Origin of the sequence: Micromonospora aurantiaca ATCC 27029, from assembly GCF_000145235.1 — a bacterium.
Lineage (GTDB): Bacteria > Actinomycetota > Actinomycetes > Mycobacteriales > Micromonosporaceae > Micromonospora > Micromonospora aurantiaca.
Map to the genome: position 1 here is coordinate 1,681,995 of NC_014391.1, position 18,074 is coordinate 1,700,068.

The window sequence follows — 18,074 nt, forward strand, 5'->3', positions numbered from 1 at the left end:
GCGTGCCCTTTGCTCTGCAGCCACCGACGCATCCGTGACGTACGGCTACCGCTGCGCATGAGGCTGCAGAGCAAAGGGCGCGGAGGGGTATCTCCGCTGCCGGGGACCGCTTCGCCGTTTCGGCTGGTCAAGAAGATTCGGCCCGCCGGCTGTCCGGTTTGGCCGGGTGAGCGGCCATCACGGTGCGTGACGCACCGGTGAAAAGGTGTCAGCGTTACGAAGAGTCACCACTCGGGGCTCCAGGCGGGGCGAGGTGGCCCGAGCGCACCACCCGCGCTCCCCGGCGGTGCGCTCGTCGGCGGGCGTCTCGGGGGTCGGCTCCTCCGGCGGCGGGTTTTGCCTGCCGCACTAGGTTGTCAGGGGTCACGAGGTGGGAGGCCGGGATGCGGGTACTGGTGGTCGAGGACGAGCGCAACCTCGCCGACGCGATCGCGCGCGGGCTGCGCAAGCGCGGGATGGCTGTCGACGTCGCCTACGACGGCGACGCCGGGCACGAGGCGGCGTTCGTCACCCGCTACGACGTGGTGATCCTGGACCGCGACCTGCCCGGCGTGCACGGCGACCGGATCTGCGCCGACCTGGCCGCCTCCGGCGCGCTGACCCGGGTGCTGATGCTGACCGCCAGCGTCACCGTCGCCGACCGGGTCGAGGGGTTGCAGCTCGGCGCCGACGACTACCTGGCCAAGCCGTTCGCGTTCGACGAGCTGGTGGCCCGGGTGCAGGCGCTCGGCCGCCGCGCCACCCCGGCCGCGCCGCCGGTGCTGGAGGTGGCCGATCTGGTGCTCGACCCGGCCCGCCGGGTGGTGAGCCGGGGCGGCGTGCCGCTCGACCTCACCAACAAGGAGTTCGGCGTGCTCGCCGAGCTGCTCAAGGCGCGCGGCGCGGTGGTGTCCAGCGAGGAGCTGCTGGAGCGGGTCTGGGACGCCAACACCGACCCGTTCACCACGATCGTCCGCGTCACCGTGATGACACTGCGCAAGAAGCTCGGCGACCCGCCTCTCATCGACACCGTCGTGGGCGCGGGCTACCGCATCGGCGGGGTACGGCAGTGAGCGCGCGGAGCGCCCGCCGGGTGCGGCCGACGCTGCGGCTGCGGCTGACCCTGCTCAACGGCGTGCTGCTGGTCGGCGCGGGGGCGATCCTGGTGCTGCTGGCCTGGCTGCTGGTCCGCGACGCGCTGCGCCCCACCGACGAGCTGCTACCGGGCACCACTGTGGTGCTCACCGACGGGCGCACGCTCGACGCCGGGCAGTGGCAGCGGCAACTGGTGGACGCCGCGTCACAGGAACTGCTGGTCAAGGGTCTGCTCGCGCTGGTGGCGATCAGCGTGGTCGGTGTGGCCGGGGCGTACCTGGTGGCCGGCCGGGCGCTGCGCCCGCTGCACCAGGTCACCGCCACCGCCCGCCGCCTCGGTGAGGCCACGCTCGACGAGCGGATCGGCTGGTCCGGCGCCGACGACGAGGTGGCCGAGCTGGCCGAGACGTTCGACGCCATGCTCGACCGGATCAGCGGTGCCTTCGAGGCGCAGAAACGGTTCGTCGCGAACGCCTCGCACGAGCTGCGGACGCCGCTGGCGGTGATGCGTACCGAAATCGACGTGACGCTCAGCGACGACGACGCCGACCTCGCCGAGTACCGCCGCATGGCCGGCGTGGTGCGCGACGCCTCCGAACGCGCCAACGGCCTGGTCGACGCGCTGCTGGTGCTGGCGCGCAGCGAGGCGCAGACCGGCCGGCGGCTGGGCCGGCGCGCCGAGTCGGACCTCGCCATCGGCACCGCCAACGCACTGTCAGCGGTCTCCCGGGAGGTGGAGCGCATCGGCCTGAAGGTGCACACCTCGCTGCGCCCGGCGCCGGTGGTCGGCGACCCCGGCCTGCTCGACCGGCTCGCCGGCAACCTGGTGGAGAACGCGGTCCGCTACAACCACCTGCACGGCCGGATCTGGATACGCACCGGCACCGACGGGGAACGGTCCTGGCTGGTCGTGGGGAACACCGGCTTCGAGGTCGCCCCGGCCGACGTACCCGGGCTGTTCGAGCCGTTCCGGCGCGGCGGCCAGGAACGCACCGGCGCGCGCGGCTCCGGTCTCGGCCTGTCGATCGTGCGGGCCGTCAGCGACGCGCACGGCGGCACGGTGAAGGCGGTCGCCCAGCCCGGCGGCGGCCTCGAGGTGACAGTCACGCTTCCGTCGGCCGACCCGGCGGCGGCCACCTGACCGCCGACCCGGCCCGTCCAGCCGGTGAGGCGGCCTCACCTTTTCGTGCGGCCGGCCTCGGCTGTCCCGGCCGGACCCGACGGTGGTCGGCCCCCGGCGGCACGGTGGTCGGGCAGAATGCGCCGCTCCCGCTGGACGCGGAGCCGGGGATCAACGGAGAGTAAGCGCAGCGACGCCTCACCCTGCTCACCCACCGGAGCTGCCCGTGACCCACCCCTCGGCCCCGCGCCGCCGCCGTCTTCTCGCGGTCCTCACCGCCGGCGCCCTCACCGTCGCCGGCCTCTCGCCGGCCACGCCCGCGGCAGCCGTCGCCGCGCCCGGCCACGACAAAGTGGTCCACACCGTCCCCTCCACCGCCTCGCCCGACGTCCAGGACGGCTCGGTCGACGCGATCCACGACGCCGGTACGAAGATCATCGCGGGCGGCTCCTTCACCCGGGTGCAGAACCGCAACTCCGACGTCGACATCCCCCGCGACTACCTGCTCGCCTTCGACAAGGCCACCGGGCAGGTGGACACCGCGTTCGCGCCCACGCTCGACAACGAGGTGACGGCGGTCGTCGCCGGTCCCACAGCGGGCACGGTCTTCGTCGCCGGCAAGTTCAACACCGTCAACGGCGTGACCCGGCGCAAGGTGGCCCTGCTCGACGTCGCCACCGGTGCAGTCGTCACCAGCTTCACGCCGCCGGCGTTCAACGGTCTGATCAAGGACATCGCGCTCGTCGGCGACCGGCTGCTGGTCGGCGGCATCTTCACCACGGCCGGCAACCCCAACCCGCGCGGCGGGCTCGCGTCGCTCAACGCCACCACCGGCGCGGTCGACAGCTACCTCACCACGGCGCTGACCGAGAACCACAACTGGGACGGCGTCAGCGGCGCCAAGGCCGGCGTGGGCGCGGAGAAGCTCGCCGTCTCCCCGGACGGCACGCAGCTCGTCGTCATCGGCAACTTCAAGAAGGCCGACGGGGTCCTGCATGACCAGATCGTCAAGATCGACCTGGGCGCCACCGCCGCCACGGTCGCGGACTGGAACACGGCCCGCTACACGCCGCGCTGCAAGTGGCAGTCGTTCGACTCGTACGTCCGCGACGTCGCGTTCTCCCCGGACAACAGCTACTTCGTGGTGGTCACCACCGGCGCCCCGTACGGCGGGACGCTCTGCGACACCGCGGCCCGCTGGGAGGCCGGCGCGACCGGCAGCAGCCTCCAGCCGACCTGGGTCGACTACAGCGGCGGCGACACGTTCCTGTCCGTCGGCATCAGCGAGCAGGCGGTCTACGTCGGCGGCCACCTCCGCTGGCTCAACAACAGCACGGGAACCGACAACGCCCGGGCCGGCGCGGTCGGCCGGGCCAGCATCGCCGCGCTCGACCCCGCCAACGGCCTGCCGCTGTCCTGGAACCCGGGCCGGCACCCGCGCGGCATCGGCGCCTCCGAGATGCTCGTGACCCCGAGCGGCCTCTGGGTCGGCGGCGACACACTCTGGATCGGCAACTTCCAGTACCGCCGGGAGCGGATCGCGTTCTTCCCGCTCGCCGGTGGCAAGGCACCGCACCCGACCACCACGGCGACGCTGCCCGGCAACGTGTACCAGGCCGGCCTGCCGAAGCCGACCAACGTGCTGTACCGGGTGAACGCCGGCGGCCCGGTGGTCGCCGCCGCCGACGGCGGACCGGACTGGGCGGCCGACACCGGCTCCAGCCCCAGCCCGTACCACAACACCGGCAGCTCGACCTCCAGCTTCAACACGGTCGGCAGCCTGGACGCGACGGTGCCGGCCGGCACCCCGGCCGCGCTCTACAGCGACGAGCGGTACGACCCGGCCGGCGGCGCGGAGATGCTCTGGCAGTTCCCGGTGCCCGCCGGCACCGAGGTGCACGTGCGGCTCTACCTGGCCAACCGGTACGACGGCACCTCCGCGCCCAACACGCGCGTCTTCGACGTGGCGCTGGACGGCGCGGTCGTCCTCGACGACCTGGACCTGTCCGCCAGCGTCGGGCACAACGTGGGCACCATGCGGGAGTTCACGGTGACCAGCGACGGCACCGTCGACATCGAGTTCCGCCACGTCAAGGAGAACCCGCTCGTCGACGCCGTCGAGATCGTCAAGACCGGGCCTCCGCCGGCCGGCACCGGTGAGGAGGTGCAGGTCCGCTCGTACGACGGGCTGACCGGCGTCGGCGCGCCCGCTCCGGTGGCGAACCCGGACGAGACCGCGTGGTCCGCCACGCGCAACGCGTTCTGGGTCGGCGGGACGCTGTTCTACGGCACCGGCGGCGCGCTGTGGCGGCGTACGTTCGACGGCACCACGTTCGGCACGCCCGAGCTGGTGGACCCGTACCACGACCCGTACTGGGACACCGTGGTGACCAACTCGGGTCCGGAGGGGCAGACGTACGTCGGCGCGACCACCGGCTTCTACGCCGAGATCCCGAACGTGACCGGCATGTTCTACACCGGCGGTCGGCTCTACTACACGCTGACCGGGCAGAACGGCCTGTTCTGGCGCTGGTTCACGCCGGACAGCGGCGTGGTCGGCGCCGACCGGTTCTCCGTGGCCGGGGCGAGCGGGTTCTCCGACGCGGGCGCCGTCTTCGTGGCCGGCTCCACGCTCTACAAGGTGAACCGGAGCACCGGTGACCTGTCCGCCGTCGACTGGGTGAACGGCGCTCCGTCGGGGACGTTCACGGTGCGCAGCGGCCCGGCGGTCGACGGCGTCGACTGGCGCGCGAAGGCGGTCTTCGTCGGCCCGTAAGGAAGGGCCCCTTCTTAACGCCTGCGGTAGAGGAAGGGCCCCTTGTTAACACCTCGCTGTTAACAAGGGGCCCTTCCTTGCACGAGCGGGGTTGTGTGCGCGGCGCGGGCGGTGGAATGATCAACCGGTCAGCCCGAGAGGTGGAAGGGGGTGTGGTCGATGTCCTTCGTGAACCGTCCCGCGCCCCGCGTTCCCCGCTGACGTTCCCACTCCGCCGGGGCGCGCTCCCCACAGGAGGAAGCACAGTGAGTGCACAGATCCACTGCGTGACAGTCGAAACCGACGACCCGTACGCCCTGGCCGGCTGGTGGGCACGCGTGCTCGACCGCCGGCTCGCCGACGACGACCACCCGGGCGACCCGGAGGCGGTCCTCGCCGCACCCGACGGGCACGGCCCCGACCTGCTGTTCGTTCGGGTGGACGAGCGGCACGGCAAGGGCGCGTTCCACCTCGACCTGCACCCGGCCGAGGGCACCCGGGACGAGGAGGTGGCGCGGCTGCGCGAGCTCGGCGCCGCGCTGGTGGCCGACCGGCGCCGCCCGGACGGAACCGGCTGGGTGGTGCTCGCCGACCCCGAGGGCAACGAGTTCTGCGTCTGCCGGAGCCCTGCCGAGCGGGCCGCGTCCGCCTGATCCGGAAACGACACCGGGCCCCCGCCGTCACGGCGGGGGCCCGGTGCGTGACGGGTGTCAGTCCTGCTTCTCGATCTCGCCGCGCATCGTCACGAACTCCGACTGGAGCTCGGCCGCGGACTTGAAGTAGACGACCACCATGCCGAGGCTGCCCCGGTCGGCCCAGATGCAGACGGCCACCGGCACGTCCGAAGCCTTGCCGTCGGAGCACTTGGCGTCGCCGCCCAGCGGGCCCGCGTCGACAGTCTTGAAGTCCTTGGTGGCCAGGTCCGGGGTGACCGCCGCGGTGGCGTCGGCCAGTTCCTTCTTCGGGTCCGCCATCACGCCGGACACCGCGACGATCATGACCAGGTCCTTCTTGGCCGGGTCGCCGTAGAAGGCGCCGACGGTGCTGGTCGCGTCCGGCACGTCCTTGCTGAGCTCGGACTTCATCTGCGCCGCGGCGGTCTGCAGCTGCGGGTCGGTGACCTTGGCCCGGCCGCCGAGCGTCTGCGGCTCGACCACCCGCGTCTTGGTGGCGGTGACCACCTCGTTGACGGTGTCCTTCGTGGCGAAGTAGGCGGCGACACCGCCGCCGACGCAGAGCACCAGGACCACCGCGAGGACGATCAGCAGGACCTTGCCCACGCCGGACTTCTTCGGCGGGACCGGCGCACCGAGCTGGCTGCCGTACTGCGGCTGCTGCGGCGGGTAGTCGCCGCCGTACTGCTGCTGGGGAGCCTGCGGGTAGTCACCGCCGTACTGCGGCTGCTGCGGCGGCTGGTAGCCACCGGGCTGTTGCTGGGGGGAGGGGTAGTTGCCGGAGTAGGGACTGGACGGCGGCTGGGACATGTAGGCAGCTCCTGTGAGAAAACTGGACGCGTGATGGTAGCCAGCACCACCGACAGCCCGCTGTCCGCACAAGGGCGGCGACACCAAACCGCGACCTACCCGTGACCTGGGCCGCAGACGCCGATCGCGGTGGCCGGACCGTCCGGAACGGACAGCCCGACCACCGCGATCGATGCGTTGCGGTCGCCTCAGCGCAGGCTTGCCACGCCGTGCGGCAGGAACCGCTTGCCGGTCACCCGCTCGGAGGTGCCGGTCCGGTCCAGGTACGGCGTGACGCCGCCCAGGTGGAACGGCCAGCCGGCGCCGAGGATCATGCACAGGTCGATGTCCTGCGCCTCGGCGACGACGCCCTCGTCGAGCATGAGCCGGATCTCCTGCGCCAGCGCGTCCAGCGCGTTCTGCCGGACCTGCTCGGCGGTGAGCGGCTCGTCGCCGACCACGAGCAGCTTCGCCACCTCGTCGTTGATCTGGTCGTCGACCACGATCGGCTGGCCCGAGTCGGCGATCCGCTTGAGGTTCTCGCTGACGCCGAACCGGTCCGGGAACGCCTCGTGCAGGGTGCCGCCGACGTGGTACGCCACGGCCGGCCCGACGAGCTGGAGCAGCGCCAGCGGACGCATCGGCAGACCCAGCGGGTCCAGCGCGCTGTTCGCCACGTCCAGCGGGGTGCCCTGGTCGACGGCGGCGAACACGGTGCCGAGGAAGCGGGTCAGCAGCCGGTTCACCACGAACGCCGGAGCGTCCTTCACCAGCACCGACGACTTCCTGAGCTGCTTGCCGACCGCGAACGCGGTGGCCAGCGTGGCGTCGTCGGTCCGCTCGCCGCGGACGATCTCCAGCAGCGGCAGCACCGCGACCGGGTTGAAGAAGTGGAAGCCGACCACCCGCTCCGGGTGCTCCAGCTCGGCGGCCATCTCGGTGATGGACAGCGAGCTGGTGTTGGTGGCGAGCACCGCCTCCGGCTTGACGATCTTCTCCAGCTCGGCCCAGACCTGCTTCTTGACGCCCAGGTCCTCGAACACGGCCTCGATGACGAAGTCGGCGTCGGCGAAGACGGACTTGTCGACCGAGCCGCTGACCAGGCCGTACAGCTTGGCCGCGGTGCCCTTGTCCATCCGGCCCTTGCTGACGGCCTTCTCGATCTGGGTGTGCACGTAGCCGACGCCCTTGTCCACGCGGGACTGATCCAGGTCGGTCATCACGACCGGCACCTGAAGACGCCGGGCGAACAGCAGCGCGAGCTGGCTGGCCATCAGGCCGGCGCCGACGATGCCCACCTTGGTGACCGGACGGGCCAGGCCCTTGTCCGGCGCGCCGGCCGGGCGCTTGGCCCGCCGCTGCACCAGGTCGAAGGCGTACAGGCCGCTGCGCAGTTCCTCGGAGAAGACCAGGTCCGCGAGGGCCTCGTCCTCCGCCGCGGTGCCGGTGGCGAAGTCGGCGTCCTTCGCCGTCTCCAGCAGGTCCAGCGCCTTGTACGCGGACGGGACCGCGCCGTGCAGCCGCTGGTCGAGGGTCTGCCGGGCGAAGTAGAGCACGCCCGCCCACATGTCCTTGTCGACCTCGGGACGGGTCACGGTGACCTCGCCCCGGACCACGCCGGCGGCCCACTCCAGCGACCGCTCCAGGAAGTCGGCCGGCTCCAGCAGCACGTCCGCGATGCCCATCTCGGCAGCCTGCTTCGGCTTGAGCATCTTGTTCTGCATCAGCGGGTTCTGGATGATCACCTGCGTCGCGGCCGGAATGCCGATCAGGTTCGGCAGCAGCTGCGTACCGCCCCAGCCGGGGATGAGGCCGAGCGAGACCTCGGGCAGCGCCAGGGCCGCCGCGCCCGCCGACAGCGTCCGGTAGTGGCAGTGCAGCGCCAGCTCCAGGCCGCCGCCCATCGCCGCGCCGTTGACGAACGCGAAGGTGGGGACGCCGCTGTCCTTGAGCCGGGCGAAGACCCGGTGGCCCAGCCGGCCGATCTCCAGCGCCTGCTCGCGGTTCTCCAGGGCCGGGAGGCTGGTGATGTCCGCGCCCACGCAGAAGATGTACGGCTTGCCGGTGACCGCGATGAACGCCGGCTCCGCCGACAGCGCGGCGGTGATCGCCTCGTCCAGGCTGGTCAGGCCGGCCGGGCCGAAGGTGTTCGGCTTGGTGTGGTCGAAGCCGTTGTCCAGGGTGATGAGGGCGGCGGGCCGGTCCAGCCCGGGTACGGCCACCTGGCGCAGCAGCGCCTTGGTGACGACCTCGTTCGGTGCGGCGAGGCTCACTTGTCTCCACCCTCCCAGTGCGGGTTCTCCCAGATCACGGTGCCGCCCATGCCGATGCCGATGCACATGGCGGTGAGGCCGTAGCGGACCTCGGGGTGCTCGGCGAACTGGCGGGCGAGCTGGGTCATCAGCCGGACGCCGGAGGACGCGAGCGGGTGACCGATGGCGATCGCGCCGCCCCACGGGTTGACCCGCGGGTCGTCGTCGGCGATGCCGAAGTGGTCGAGGAAGGCGAGCACCTGCACCGCGAACGCCTCGTTCAGCTCGAACAGGCCGATGTCGTCGATGCTCAGGCCGGCGATGCGCAGCGCCTTCTCGGTCGACGGGATCGGGCCGACGCCCATCACCTCGGGCTCGACGCCGACGAAGCCGAACGACACCAGGCGCATGCCGACCGGCAGGCCCAGCTCGCGGGCGGTGTCCTCGGCCACCAGCAGCGCGGCGGTGGCGCCGTCGTTCAGGCCGGCCGCGTTACCGGCGGTGACCTTGCCGTGCGGCCGGAACGGGGTCTTCAGGCCGGCCAGCTTCTCCATCGAGGTGTCGCGGGGCGCCTCGTCCACTGTGGCCAGGCCCCAGCCCGCCTCCGGGTCGCGGACCGCCACCGGCACCAGGTCGCCCTGGAGCTTGCCGTTGGCGTACGCCTTCGCGGTCTTCTGCTGCGAGGCCAGCGCGAACGCGTCGGTGCGCTCCTTGGTGATGTGCGGGACGCGGTCGTGCAGGTTCTCCGCGGTGGAGCCCATCACCAGGGCGGACGGGTCGACGAGCTTCTCCGCGACGATGCGCGGGTTGGGGTCGACGCCCTCGCCCATCGGGTGGCGGCCCATGTGCTCGACGCCGCCGGCGATGGCCACGTCGTACGCGCCCACGGCGATGCCGCTGGCCACGGTGGTGACGGCGGTCATCGCGCCGGCGCACATCCGGTCGATGGCGAAGCCGGGCACGGTCTTGGGCAGGCCGGCCAGCAGGGCGGCGGTGCGGCCGATGGTCAGGCCCTGGTCACCGATCTGGGTGGTGGCGGCGATGGCCACCTCCTCCACCTTCTCCGGCGGAAGTTGCGGGTTGCGGCGCATCAGCTCGCGGATGCAGCGGATCACCAGATCGTCGGCGCGGGTGTTGGCGTACATCCCACCCGCCTTGCCGAACGGGGTACGGACGCCGTCGACGAAGACGACATCCCGGACTTCACGGGGCACTTGGAGCCTCCCTCGGCACGGGCATTTCCCCGGATGCTACTCGCCAGTAACCAGACGTGGCACCACCCCCCGCGTGGCCCACCTCACACCCCGGCCGCGGCCGTCACTGCTGCGGGGTGTGCAACGCCTCTGTCAACGCGGGCAGGAGCAGCCCGATCTGCCACTCCCGGGCACCGAAGCCGCGCAGCGTCTCCGCGACCGTCTCGTCGGTGATCTCCGCTGGCGGCTGCCACGCCAGCCGGCGGATCGAGTCCGGCGCGATCAGGTTCTCCGCCGGCAGCCGGTGCGCCCCGGCGGTGCCGACCACCACCTCCCGGGCCCGGGCCAGCCGCCCGGCCGCCACCGGGTCGCGTTCGGCCCACCGGTGCGGCGGAGGCGGACCCTCCACCGCCGGGCTCACCGGCAGCGCGTCGTCCGGCAACTGGCGCGCGTCGTCCAGCGCCGCCAGCCAGGTACGCGCCAGCCGGCGCACCGACCGCCCACCGAACCCGGGGAGCGTGAGCAGCGTCTTCTCGTCCTTCGGGTCCAGCTCGGCGGCGGCCACGATGGCCGAGTCGGGCAGCACCCGGCCCGGCGCGGCGTCCCGGCGGGAGGCGATCTGGTCCCGCGCGTACCAGAGGGAACGCACCCGGGCCTGGGCCCGCGCGCCGCGCACCCGGTGGATGCCGGACGTGCGCCGCCACGGCTCGGCGCGGACGCGCGGCGAGGCGCCGTTGCGCACCAGCGCGTCGAACTCCTCCGCCGCCCAGCCCGACTTGCCCTGCCGCTGCAACTCCTCGTCCAGCGAGTCGCGCAGGTCGACGAGCAGTTCGACGTCGAGCGCCGCGTACGTCAGCCAGGACTCCGGCAGCGGCCGGCTCGACCAGTCGGCGGCGGAGTGGTGCTTCTCCAGGCTGAACCCGAGCAGCTGTTCGGTCAGCGCGGCCAGGCCGACCCGCTCGAAACCGGCCAGCCGGGCGGCCAGTTCGGTGTCGAACAACCGGCGCGGGCGCAGCCCCACCTCGGCCAGGCAGGCGAGATCCTGGCTGGCCGCGTGCAGCACCCACTCGGTCTCGGCGATCACCGCGTCCAGGGCGGACAGGTCGGGCAGCGGCAGCGGGTCGATGAGCGCGGTGCCGGCGCCGCCGCGGCGCAGCTGCACCAGGTAGGCGCGCTGGCTGTAGCGGTAGCCGGAGGCGCGTTCGGCATCGAGGGCCACCGGGCCGGTGCCGGCCGCGAAGCGGGCCACGACCTCGTCCAACTCGGCAGGTGTGGCCACCGGGGCGGGCGTGCCGTCGCGCGGCGCGGTCAGAGGGACGGCCGCGCCCGTGTCGGTCTCGGACCCCGCGTCCGCCGGCTCCGGCAGGGCCGACGTCGGCTGGGCGGACGCCTCCCCGGTACGGCTTTCGGCGGCCCGACGGCGCAGGGGTGGTTCGTCGGTCACCTGACAACCCTAGTAGGCCGGACGATCCGGTGTGCGCAGCCGGTCCGGCGTGTGTCGGCGCGATGGCCGTCAGGTGACCGGAAAGGTGCGGGTTGCGGGGCCGTGAGAGGGTCGGACAAGGGGGAAGACAAAGCCCGTTCCCGCCGGTACGGTCCATCGAGCCGCGAACGGCGTACGGGTGCCGCAGCGGGTCGGGGGGCGTCGGCGAAGCCGACGGGGAGGACGGTCGAGCATGACAGGCGGGTACGGAACCGGCGACGACGTGCCGGGGCACGGCGGCGGCGACACGGCAGCCGACCGGCCGGGGCCGCTGCCGCCGCGCTTCGCCCCGCCCGCCGGTTCGGCCCCGGTGCCGGGATCGTTCCCCGGTGGATCCGAGTGGGCCGGCACCCCCGGCTACCCGGCGCGGGCCGCGGTCCAGCCGCCCGCCGGCTACCCGGGTCTCCCGGACCCGGCCGGCACGCCGCAGCCGACGCCCTACGCGGCCTCGTCCGGCGTCGCGACCCCGCCCGCCACGGCCCAGCCGGGCCAGCCGTCCTACGGCACCACGCCGTCCGAGCCGGGCCGGTCGTCCTACGGCACCGCACCTGGCCAGCCGTCCTACGGCTCCGCGCCGGCCCAGCCGTCCTACGGCTCCGCGCCGGGCCAGCCGTCGTCCTTCGGCGCCGTACCGGCGCAGACCTCCCGGTCCGCCGCCCCGGCGTACCCGGGCCAGCCGGCCGCGTCACCGTCGTATCCGGGCCAGCCGGTCTCCGCGTCACCGTCCTATCCGGGCCAGCCGGCCGCGTCACCGTCCTATCCGGGCGGGCCGGGCTCGTCGTCGTACCCGGACCGGGCGCCCGCCGCACCGTCGTATCCGGGCCTGTCCGGCAGCGGCCCGTCGTACCCCGGCCAGCCGGTGTCCGCGCCCGCCTACCCGGGGCAGCCGGTGTCGGCGCCGTCCCAGCCCGGTTCCGCGTACCCCGGTCAGGCGGCCCCCGTCGGCGGCCCGGCCGGCTTCGGTGCGCAGCCGGCGCGGCGCAGCCGGGTGGCGGTGGTGGCGCTGGCCCTTGCCGCCGTGCTGACGGTGGTCACCGGCGTGCAGGCGTACCAGATCTACCGGCTCGACGACCGGCTCGCCGCCGCCGACAAGCGGATGGCCGAGGGGCAGGGCACGGACGCCAGCCGGCTCGACGGCCTGGAGCAGCGCGCCGGCAGCCTGGAGAAGAAGGCCGGCGCGGCCTTCAACCCGGAGGCGGTGGCCAGCGCGGTGCTGCCGAGCGTGTTCCGGGTGCGGGCCGGGCAGTTCACCGGTACGGCGTTCGCCGTCGGCAAGGCCCCGTCCGGCGGCGGCACCACGCTGCTGACGAACTTCCACGTGGTCGAGTCGGTCTTCACCGCGGGTGAGCGCAAGGTGTTCCTGGAGCGCAAGGACCAGCGGTTCGAGGCGACCATCATCGCCACCGACAAGGACAAGGACCTGGCGCAGCTGCAGACCACCGCCAAGTTCACCGGGCTGGTCGCGGCCCGCGACCCGGTGCGGTCGGGTCAGCAGATCATCGTGGTCGGCGCGCCGCTCGGGTTGCAGGACAGCGTCACCACGGGCGTGGTCAGCGCGTTCCGCGAGGACGAGCGCGGCGGCGGCCCGGTGATCCAGTTCGACGCGCCGATCAACCCGGGCAACTCCGGCGGCCCGGTGATCAACGGCTCGAAGGAGGTCGTCGGCATCGCCACGGCCAAGGCCCGCAACGCCGAGGGCATCGGGCTCGCGGTGCCGATCAAGACCGCCTGCGACCGGTTCCGGCTCTGCTGACCGGTGGCCGCACCGGCCCGGCCGCACCGCATCGACCCCGGCCCATCGGGCCACCCCGCGGGGGACCAGCACATCTGGAGGAACGACATGTCCTACCCACCGGCCGGGGGCGACAACCCGCCCCCGGCGCCGGGGGGCACGGTCTACGGCAACCCGTACGGCAGCCGGCCCGCGCCCCAGCAGTACGACCCGAACCAGCCAGCGCCGACGTTGCACCAGCCCACCGTGTCCGACGGCGCCCCCGGGTACGGCGGATACCAGCCCGCCACGCCGGGACAGCCGGGATACGCGCCCGGCGCCGCCCCGGTGCCCCCGCCGGCGCAGCCGATGTCGGCGCCGCCGGTCTCCGTCCCGCCGGTCTCCGCCCCCGGCTACGCGCAGCCGATGTCGGTCCCGCCCGCGTCGGCTCCGCCGGTGTCCGGCCCCGGCTTCGGGCCGCCGCCGATGTCCGGGCCGCCCGGCCCGTACGGCCCGGTGGGTGCCCCGCCGGCCACCGGCGGCGGCAGGAAGTGGGCGGCGCTGGTGCTCGGCCTCGTCGCCGCGCTGCTGTTCGTCTTCGGCGGCGTGATGACGTTCCTGTACGTCTCCACGAACGGCGAGCTGGACAAGTCCCGGCAGACGGTCAGCCAGCGGGACGGCACGATCTCGGCGAACCAGCAGGAGATGGAGAAGCTCAAGGGTGAGCTGAAGGCGGTCCAGGAGCGGCTGTCGGACACCCAGCAGGACCTGACCGGCACCAAGAACGACCGGGACGAGCAGGCCCGGCAGAAGAAGGTCATCGCGAACTGCCTGGACAAGCTGACCACGGCCATGGCGGCGGCGTCGCGCGGCGACCGGGCCGCCTTCGAGGCGGCCAGCAAGGGCCTGGACAAGATCTGCGACGAGGCCGAGAACTACCTCTGACCGGCGTCCACCGAAGGCCGTCCCGGTTCGTCCGGGGCGGCCTTTCGTGTGTCCCCGGGCGGGGTGCGGTCAGGCGGCGCCGGCGGAGCGGCGGGTGGGCAGCGCGGTGACGCCGGGCGGCGGCAGGCCGGCTGTGGAGGCCAGCAGCGTGCACCAGCCGAGCAGGTGCGGGCCCAGGTCGGCGCGCAGCGGCGTCCAGGAGGCGCGGATCTCGATGTCACCGGCGGCGGGCGGCCCGGCCAGCTCGCCGAAGCGGGTGGAGAGCGTCTGGGTGACTGTGCCGCCGATCGCCCGGTGCCCGGCGCCCTGCGCGTCGAGCGCGTCGGTCAGCCAGGTCCAGCCGACACCGGGCAGCAGCGGATCGCTGGCCAGGTCGACCTCCAGTTCGGCGGTGACGTATGTGACCAGCCGCAGCGTGCCCTGCCACGCCTCGTGCCCGGCCGGGTCGTGCAGCAGGATCAGCCGGCCGGTGGCCACCTCGTCGTCGTCGCGCATCACGGCGGCGGAGAGCGCGAACGCGTACGGGGCCAGCCGCTGCGGCGCGCCGACCTCCTCCAGGATGATCTCCGGTCGGGGTGTGGCCGATCGCAGCCCCGCGACCGCGCGGGCGAACGTTTCCGGGAGCGCGATCGGGGGGGCCATGCGGGCAGCCTATGCCGCGCTCACCGCGCGGCGCGCGACGGCGCGCCGGGTGATCGACGGTTAAGAAGGGGCCCTTCCGCTACCGGAGGCGTTAAGCGGGGGCCCTTCCTTCTACGTCACAAATGCGGACGGTGAACGCGGGCGCGCACCGGGGGCGTGGCACGATTGCCGCGATGACCACCGACACCACGGGCACTGCCGCCCGAGACGGAGAACCCCGCCGCGGCGGGCCGGCCGACTCGCCCTTCGTCCGCGCCTGCCGGCGCGAGCCGGGCCCGCACACCCCGGTCTGGTTCATGCGCCAGGCCGGCCGGTCGCTGCCGGAGTACCGGGAGATCCGGGCCAACGTGCCGATGCTGGAGTCCTGCCGCCGGCCCGACCTGGTCACCGAGATCACGCTCCAGCCGGTGCGCCGGCACGGCGTGGACGCGGCGATCCTGTTCAGCGACATCGTGGTGCCGGTCGCAGCGGCCGGCATCGACCTGGACATCGTGCCCGGCACCGGCCCGGTGGTGGCCGAGCCGGTCCGTACCGCCGCCGACGTCGAGCGGATCACCCCGATCGGCCGCGACGACGTGTCGTTCGTGGACGAGGCGGTCCGCCGGCTCGTCGTCGAGCTGGGCGACACCCCGCTGATCGGCTTCGCCGGCGCCCCGTTCACGCTCGCCAGCTACCTGGTCGAGGGCGGCCCGTCGCGTACGCACGCCAAGACCAAGGCGCTGATGTACGGCGACCCGGAGCTGTGGCACGCGCTGTGCGCGCGGCTGGCCGAGGTGACGCTGGCGTTCCTCCAGGTGCAGATCGACGCCGGGGTCTCCGCGGTGCAGCTGTTCGACTCGTGGGCCGGCGCGCTCTCCGAGGCGGACTACCGCCGCTTCGTGTTGCCGCACTCGACGTACGTGCTGGGCGGCCTCGCCGACGCCGGTGTGCCGCGGATCCACTTCGGGGTGGGCACCGGCGAGCTGCTCGGCGCGATGGGCGAGGCCGGCGCCGACGTGGTGGGCGTGGACTGGCGGACGCCGCTCGACGTCGCCACCGGCCGGATCGGGCCGGACAAGGCGGTGCAGGGCAACCTCGACCCGACGGTGCTGCTCGCCGGATGGCCGGTGGTGGAGACCGAGGTGCGGCGCATCGTCGAGCAGGGCCGGGCCGCTCCCGGCCACGTGTTCAACCTCGGTCACGGCGTCCTGCCGGAGACCGACCCCGAGGTGCTGACCCGGGTGGTCGCGCTGGTGCACGAGCTGACCGCGCGACCGGAGCGCTAGGAGGAGACAGTGGTGCGACCGTGGCGGGTGGCGATCGTCGGTGGCGGGATCACCGGGCTGGCCGCCGCCGTCCGGTTGCGCGACCGGGCGCCCGAGGGCACCGAGATCACCGTGTACGAGCAGTCCGGCCGCCTCGGCGGCAAGCTGCACACCGGTGAGCTGGCCGGCGGCCCGGTCGAGTTCGGCGCGGAGTCGTTCCTGATGCGCGACCCGGCCGGTGGCGAGTCGGCGGCGGTGACGCTGGCCCGCCGCCTCGGACTGGACGCGTCGATCGTGCACCCGACCGTCGGGCAGGCGGCCCTGCTCGTCGACGGCACGTTGCGCCAGGTCCCGGGCGGGACGCTCGTCGGCGTACCCGGGGATCTGGACAAGGTGGCGGCGGTCGCGCCGCCGGCCGCGGACGCCGACCGCGACGCGGGCCACCCGCTGCTGGCCGAGGGTGAGGACACCTCGGTCGGTGAGCTGGTCCGCAAGCGTCTCGGAGACGCGGTGGTGGAGCGGCTGGTCGACCCGATGCTCGGCGGCGTGTATGCCGGGCGGGCCGACGACCTGTCGCTCGTCACCACGATGCCGGCGCTGGCCCGCGCGGCCCGCGCCGAGCACACGCTGGTCGGTGCGGTACGCGCCGCGCAGGCCGCCGCGCCGCGCGCGCCCGGCGCACCGGTCTTCGGCACGCTCGCCGGTGGGCTGAGCACGCTGGTCGAGGCGGCGGCGGCGGCGAGCGGGGCGACGATCCGCCGGGGCGCCGCGGTACGCGAGTTGCGCCGCACCCCGGACGGCTGGCGGCTCACAGTCGGGCCGACCCGCGACGCCGAGCACGTCGAGGCGGACGCGGTGGTGCTCGCGGTGCCGGCCCGCCCGGCCGCCCGGCTGCTCGCCGCCGCCGCGCCCGAGGCGGCCGGCACGGTGGGCGCGCTCGACTACGCGAGCGTCGCCCTGATCACCCTCGCGCTGCCGGGGCCGGCCCTGCCGGAGCTGTCCGGCTTCCTGGTGCCGGCCGGCGAAGGGCTGACGATCAAGGCGTCCACGTTCTTCACCACCAAGTGGGGGCACCTGCGGCGGCCGGACGGGCTGGCGCTGGTGCGCGCCTCGGTGGGCCGGTACGGCGACGAGACGTCGCTGCAGCTCACCGACGACGACCTGGCCGACACGGTGCACCGGGAGCTGTCGGCGGTGCTCGGCGCGCCGCTGCCGGCGCCGGTGGCCCGGCACGTGCAGCGGTGGGGTGGCGCGCTGCCCCAGTACACGCCCGGGCACACCGCCCGGGTGGCGGCGGTCCGGACGGCGCTGCGCGCCGCCCACCCGACGCTTGCAGTGGCCGGGGCCGGTTACGACGGCGTCGGCATCCCGGTGTGCGTCCGCTCCGGCGAGACGGCGGCCGAAGAGATCATCACGGCACTGGAAGGATCGGCAGCATGACCGAGCAGACCAACGCGGCGCGGCTGCGCGAGCTCAACGAGACCATCCGCTACACGATGTGGTCGGTGTACCGGGCCACCAGCCCGCTGCCGTCGCTGCGGGAGAACGTCGTCGACGAGGTCGAGTCGCTCTTCACCGAGCTGGCCGGCAAGGACGTCACGATCCGGGGCACGTACGACGTGGCCGGGCTGCGCGCCGACGCCGACCTGATGATCTGGTGGCACTCGTCGTCCAGCGACGCGCTGCAGGACGCGTACCTGCGGTTCCGCCGGACCACGCTGGGCCGGGCGCTCACCCCGGTCTGGTCGCAGATGGCGCTGCACCGCCCGGCCGAGTTCAACAAGAGCCACATCCCGGCTTTCCTGAACGACGAGGAGCCCCGCGCCTACCTGTGCGTCTACCCGTTCGTGCGCTCGTACGAGTGGTACCTGCTGCCCGACGCCGAGCGGCGCGAGCTGCTGGCCGAGCACGGCAAGATGGCCCGGGGCTACCCGGACGTGCGGGCCAACACGGTCGCCTCGTTCGCGCTCGGCGACTACGAGTGGATGCTGGCGTTCGAGGCCGACGAGCTGCACCGGATCGTGGACCTGATGCGTGACCTGCGCGCCTCCGGCGCCCGCCGGCACGTACGGGAGGAGATCCCGTTCTACACCGGCCGCCGTCGCTCGGTCGCCGCCATCGTCAACTGCCTGGTGTGAAAGGAAGGGCACCTTCTTAACGCCTGCGGTAGAGGAAGGGGCCCCGCTTAACAC

The 18,074-nt window shown here is 73.6% G+C and carries 14 protein-coding genes; 9 read left to right on the top strand and 5 right to left on the bottom strand.

Features of this window, described 5'->3' with window-relative positions; all coding sequences use genetic code 11:
* The first annotated feature begins 383 nt into the window (after window positions 1-383).
* The 4 genes from MICAU_RS08065 to MICAU_RS08080 all read left to right on the top strand — a co-directional run bounded on the left by MICAU_RS08065 (window position 384) and on the right by MICAU_RS08080 (window position 5,602).
* On the top strand, window positions 384-1,052 hold the full coding sequence (locus MICAU_RS08065; RefSeq protein WP_013284809.1) for a response regulator transcription factor: 669 nt from the start codon (window positions 384-386) through the stop codon (window positions 1,050-1,052).
* Window positions 1,049-2,215: a sensor histidine kinase gene (locus tag MICAU_RS08070; RefSeq protein ID WP_369752115.1), complete on the top strand. Its 1,167-nt coding sequence runs from the start codon at window positions 1,049-1,051 to the stop codon at window positions 2,213-2,215. Before MICAU_RS08065 ends, MICAU_RS08070 begins: the two co-directional genes overlap by 4 nt.
* A 205-nt stretch (window positions 2,216-2,420) precedes the next feature.
* Window positions 2,421-4,970 (top strand): malectin domain-containing carbohydrate-binding protein, encoded by a 2,550-nt coding sequence (locus tag MICAU_RS08075; RefSeq protein WP_013284811.1) that lies wholly within the window; start codon window positions 2,421-2,423, stop codon window positions 4,968-4,970.
* Window positions 4,971-5,215: 245 nt separating this feature from the next.
* Window positions 5,216-5,602, top strand: coding sequence for a VOC family protein (locus tag MICAU_RS08080; protein ID WP_013284812.1), 387 nt, complete (start codon window positions 5,216-5,218; stop codon window positions 5,600-5,602).
* 57 nt (window positions 5,603-5,659) lie between these two features.
* On the opposite strand, the gene MICAU_RS08085 is transcribed toward MICAU_RS08080, so the two are convergent.
* The 4 genes from MICAU_RS08085 to MICAU_RS08100 form a co-directional block, all read right to left on the bottom strand.
* Window positions 5,660-6,433 (bottom strand): hypothetical protein, encoded by a 774-nt coding sequence (locus tag MICAU_RS08085; protein ID WP_013284813.1) that lies wholly within the window; start codon window positions 6,431-6,433, stop codon window positions 5,660-5,662.
* Window positions 6,434-6,621: 188 nt separating this feature from the next.
* On the bottom strand, window positions 6,622-8,685 hold the full coding sequence (locus tag MICAU_RS08090; RefSeq protein WP_013284814.1) for a 3-hydroxyacyl-CoA dehydrogenase NAD-binding domain-containing protein: 2,064 nt from the start codon (window positions 8,683-8,685) through the stop codon (window positions 6,622-6,624).
* Window positions 8,682-9,878: a thiolase family protein gene (locus MICAU_RS08095; protein WP_013284815.1), complete on the bottom strand. Its 1,197-nt coding sequence runs from the start codon at window positions 9,876-9,878 to the stop codon at window positions 8,682-8,684. The genes MICAU_RS08090 and MICAU_RS08095 overlap by 4 nt, the downstream gene beginning before the upstream one ends.
* Before the next feature lie 103 nt (window positions 9,879-9,981).
* On the bottom strand, window positions 9,982-11,301 hold the full coding sequence (locus MICAU_RS08100; RefSeq protein WP_013284816.1) for a ribonuclease D: 1,320 nt from the start codon (window positions 11,299-11,301) through the stop codon (window positions 9,982-9,984).
* Window positions 11,302-11,533: 232 nt separating this feature from the next.
* Between MICAU_RS08100 and MICAU_RS08105 the strand changes: the two genes are divergently transcribed.
* Both MICAU_RS08105 and MICAU_RS08110 read left to right on the top strand, forming a co-directional pair.
* Window positions 11,534-13,093 (top strand): S1C family serine protease, encoded by a 1,560-nt coding sequence (locus MICAU_RS08105; protein WP_013284817.1) that lies wholly within the window; start codon window positions 11,534-11,536, stop codon window positions 13,091-13,093.
* Window positions 13,094-13,180: 87 nt separating this feature from the next.
* A complete protein-coding gene (locus MICAU_RS08110) occupies window positions 13,181-13,996 on the top strand; it encodes a hypothetical protein (RefSeq protein ID WP_013284818.1) in 816 nt (271 codons plus the stop codon).
* 69 nt (window positions 13,997-14,065) lie between these two features.
* Here MICAU_RS08110 and MICAU_RS08115 read toward each other — a convergent pair whose 3' ends face one another.
* The gene (locus tag MICAU_RS08115; protein ID WP_013284819.1) at window positions 14,066-14,638 is read right to left on the bottom strand and encodes a DUF3000 domain-containing protein; all 573 of its coding nucleotides are present in this window, start codon (window positions 14,636-14,638) and stop codon (window positions 14,066-14,068) included.
* Between the two features lie 173 nt (window positions 14,639-14,811).
* On the opposite strand from MICAU_RS08115, the gene hemE reads away from it, so the two are divergent.
* From hemE to hemQ, 3 genes are read left to right on the top strand one after another with little or no spacing between them, the layout of a single operon-like run.
* Window positions 14,812-15,903, top strand: a complete 1,092-nt coding sequence (hemE, locus tag MICAU_RS08120) for a uroporphyrinogen decarboxylase (protein ID WP_174361702.1) — start codon at window positions 14,812-14,814, stop codon at window positions 15,901-15,903.
* A 9-nt stretch (window positions 15,904-15,912) separates the two neighbouring features.
* The gene (gene hemG, locus MICAU_RS08125; protein WP_013284821.1) at window positions 15,913-17,322 is read left to right on the top strand and encodes a protoporphyrinogen oxidase; all 1,410 of its coding nucleotides are present in this window, start codon (window positions 15,913-15,915) and stop codon (window positions 17,320-17,322) included.
* Complete coding sequence (hemQ, locus tag MICAU_RS08130) at window positions 17,319-18,020, top strand: hydrogen peroxide-dependent heme synthase (protein WP_013284822.1); 702 nt, start codon at window positions 17,319-17,321, stop codon at window positions 18,018-18,020. The genes hemG and hemQ overlap by 4 nt, the downstream gene beginning before the upstream one ends.
* The last annotated feature ends 54 nt before the right edge of the window (window positions 18,021-18,074 follow it).

What these genes read in the sequence shown, in the direction of transcription:
- hemE (WP_174361702.1), top strand. Translation starts at nt 14,812, where the DNA reads ATGACCACCGACACCACGGGCACTGCCGCCCGAGACGGAGAACCCCGC.
- MICAU_RS08110 (WP_013284818.1), top strand. Translation starts at nt 13,181, where the DNA reads ATGTCCTACCCACCGGCCGGGGGCGACAACCCGCCCCCGGCGCCGGGG.
- MICAU_RS08115 (WP_013284819.1), bottom strand. Translation starts at nt 14,638, where the DNA reads ATGGCCCCCCCGATCGCGCTCCCGGAAACGTTCGCCCGCGCGGTCGCG.
- MICAU_RS08085 (WP_013284813.1), bottom strand. Translation starts at nt 6,433, where the DNA reads ATGTCCCAGCCGCCGTCCAGTCCCTACTCCGGCAACTACCCCTCCCCC.
- MICAU_RS08065 (WP_013284809.1), top strand. Translation starts at nt 384, where the DNA reads ATGCGGGTACTGGTGGTCGAGGACGAGCGCAACCTCGCCGACGCGATC.
- MICAU_RS08105 (WP_013284817.1), top strand. Translation starts at nt 11,534, where the DNA reads ATGACAGGCGGGTACGGAACCGGCGACGACGTGCCGGGGCACGGCGGC.
- hemQ (WP_013284822.1), top strand. Translation starts at nt 17,319, where the DNA reads ATGACCGAGCAGACCAACGCGGCGCGGCTGCGCGAGCTCAACGAGACC.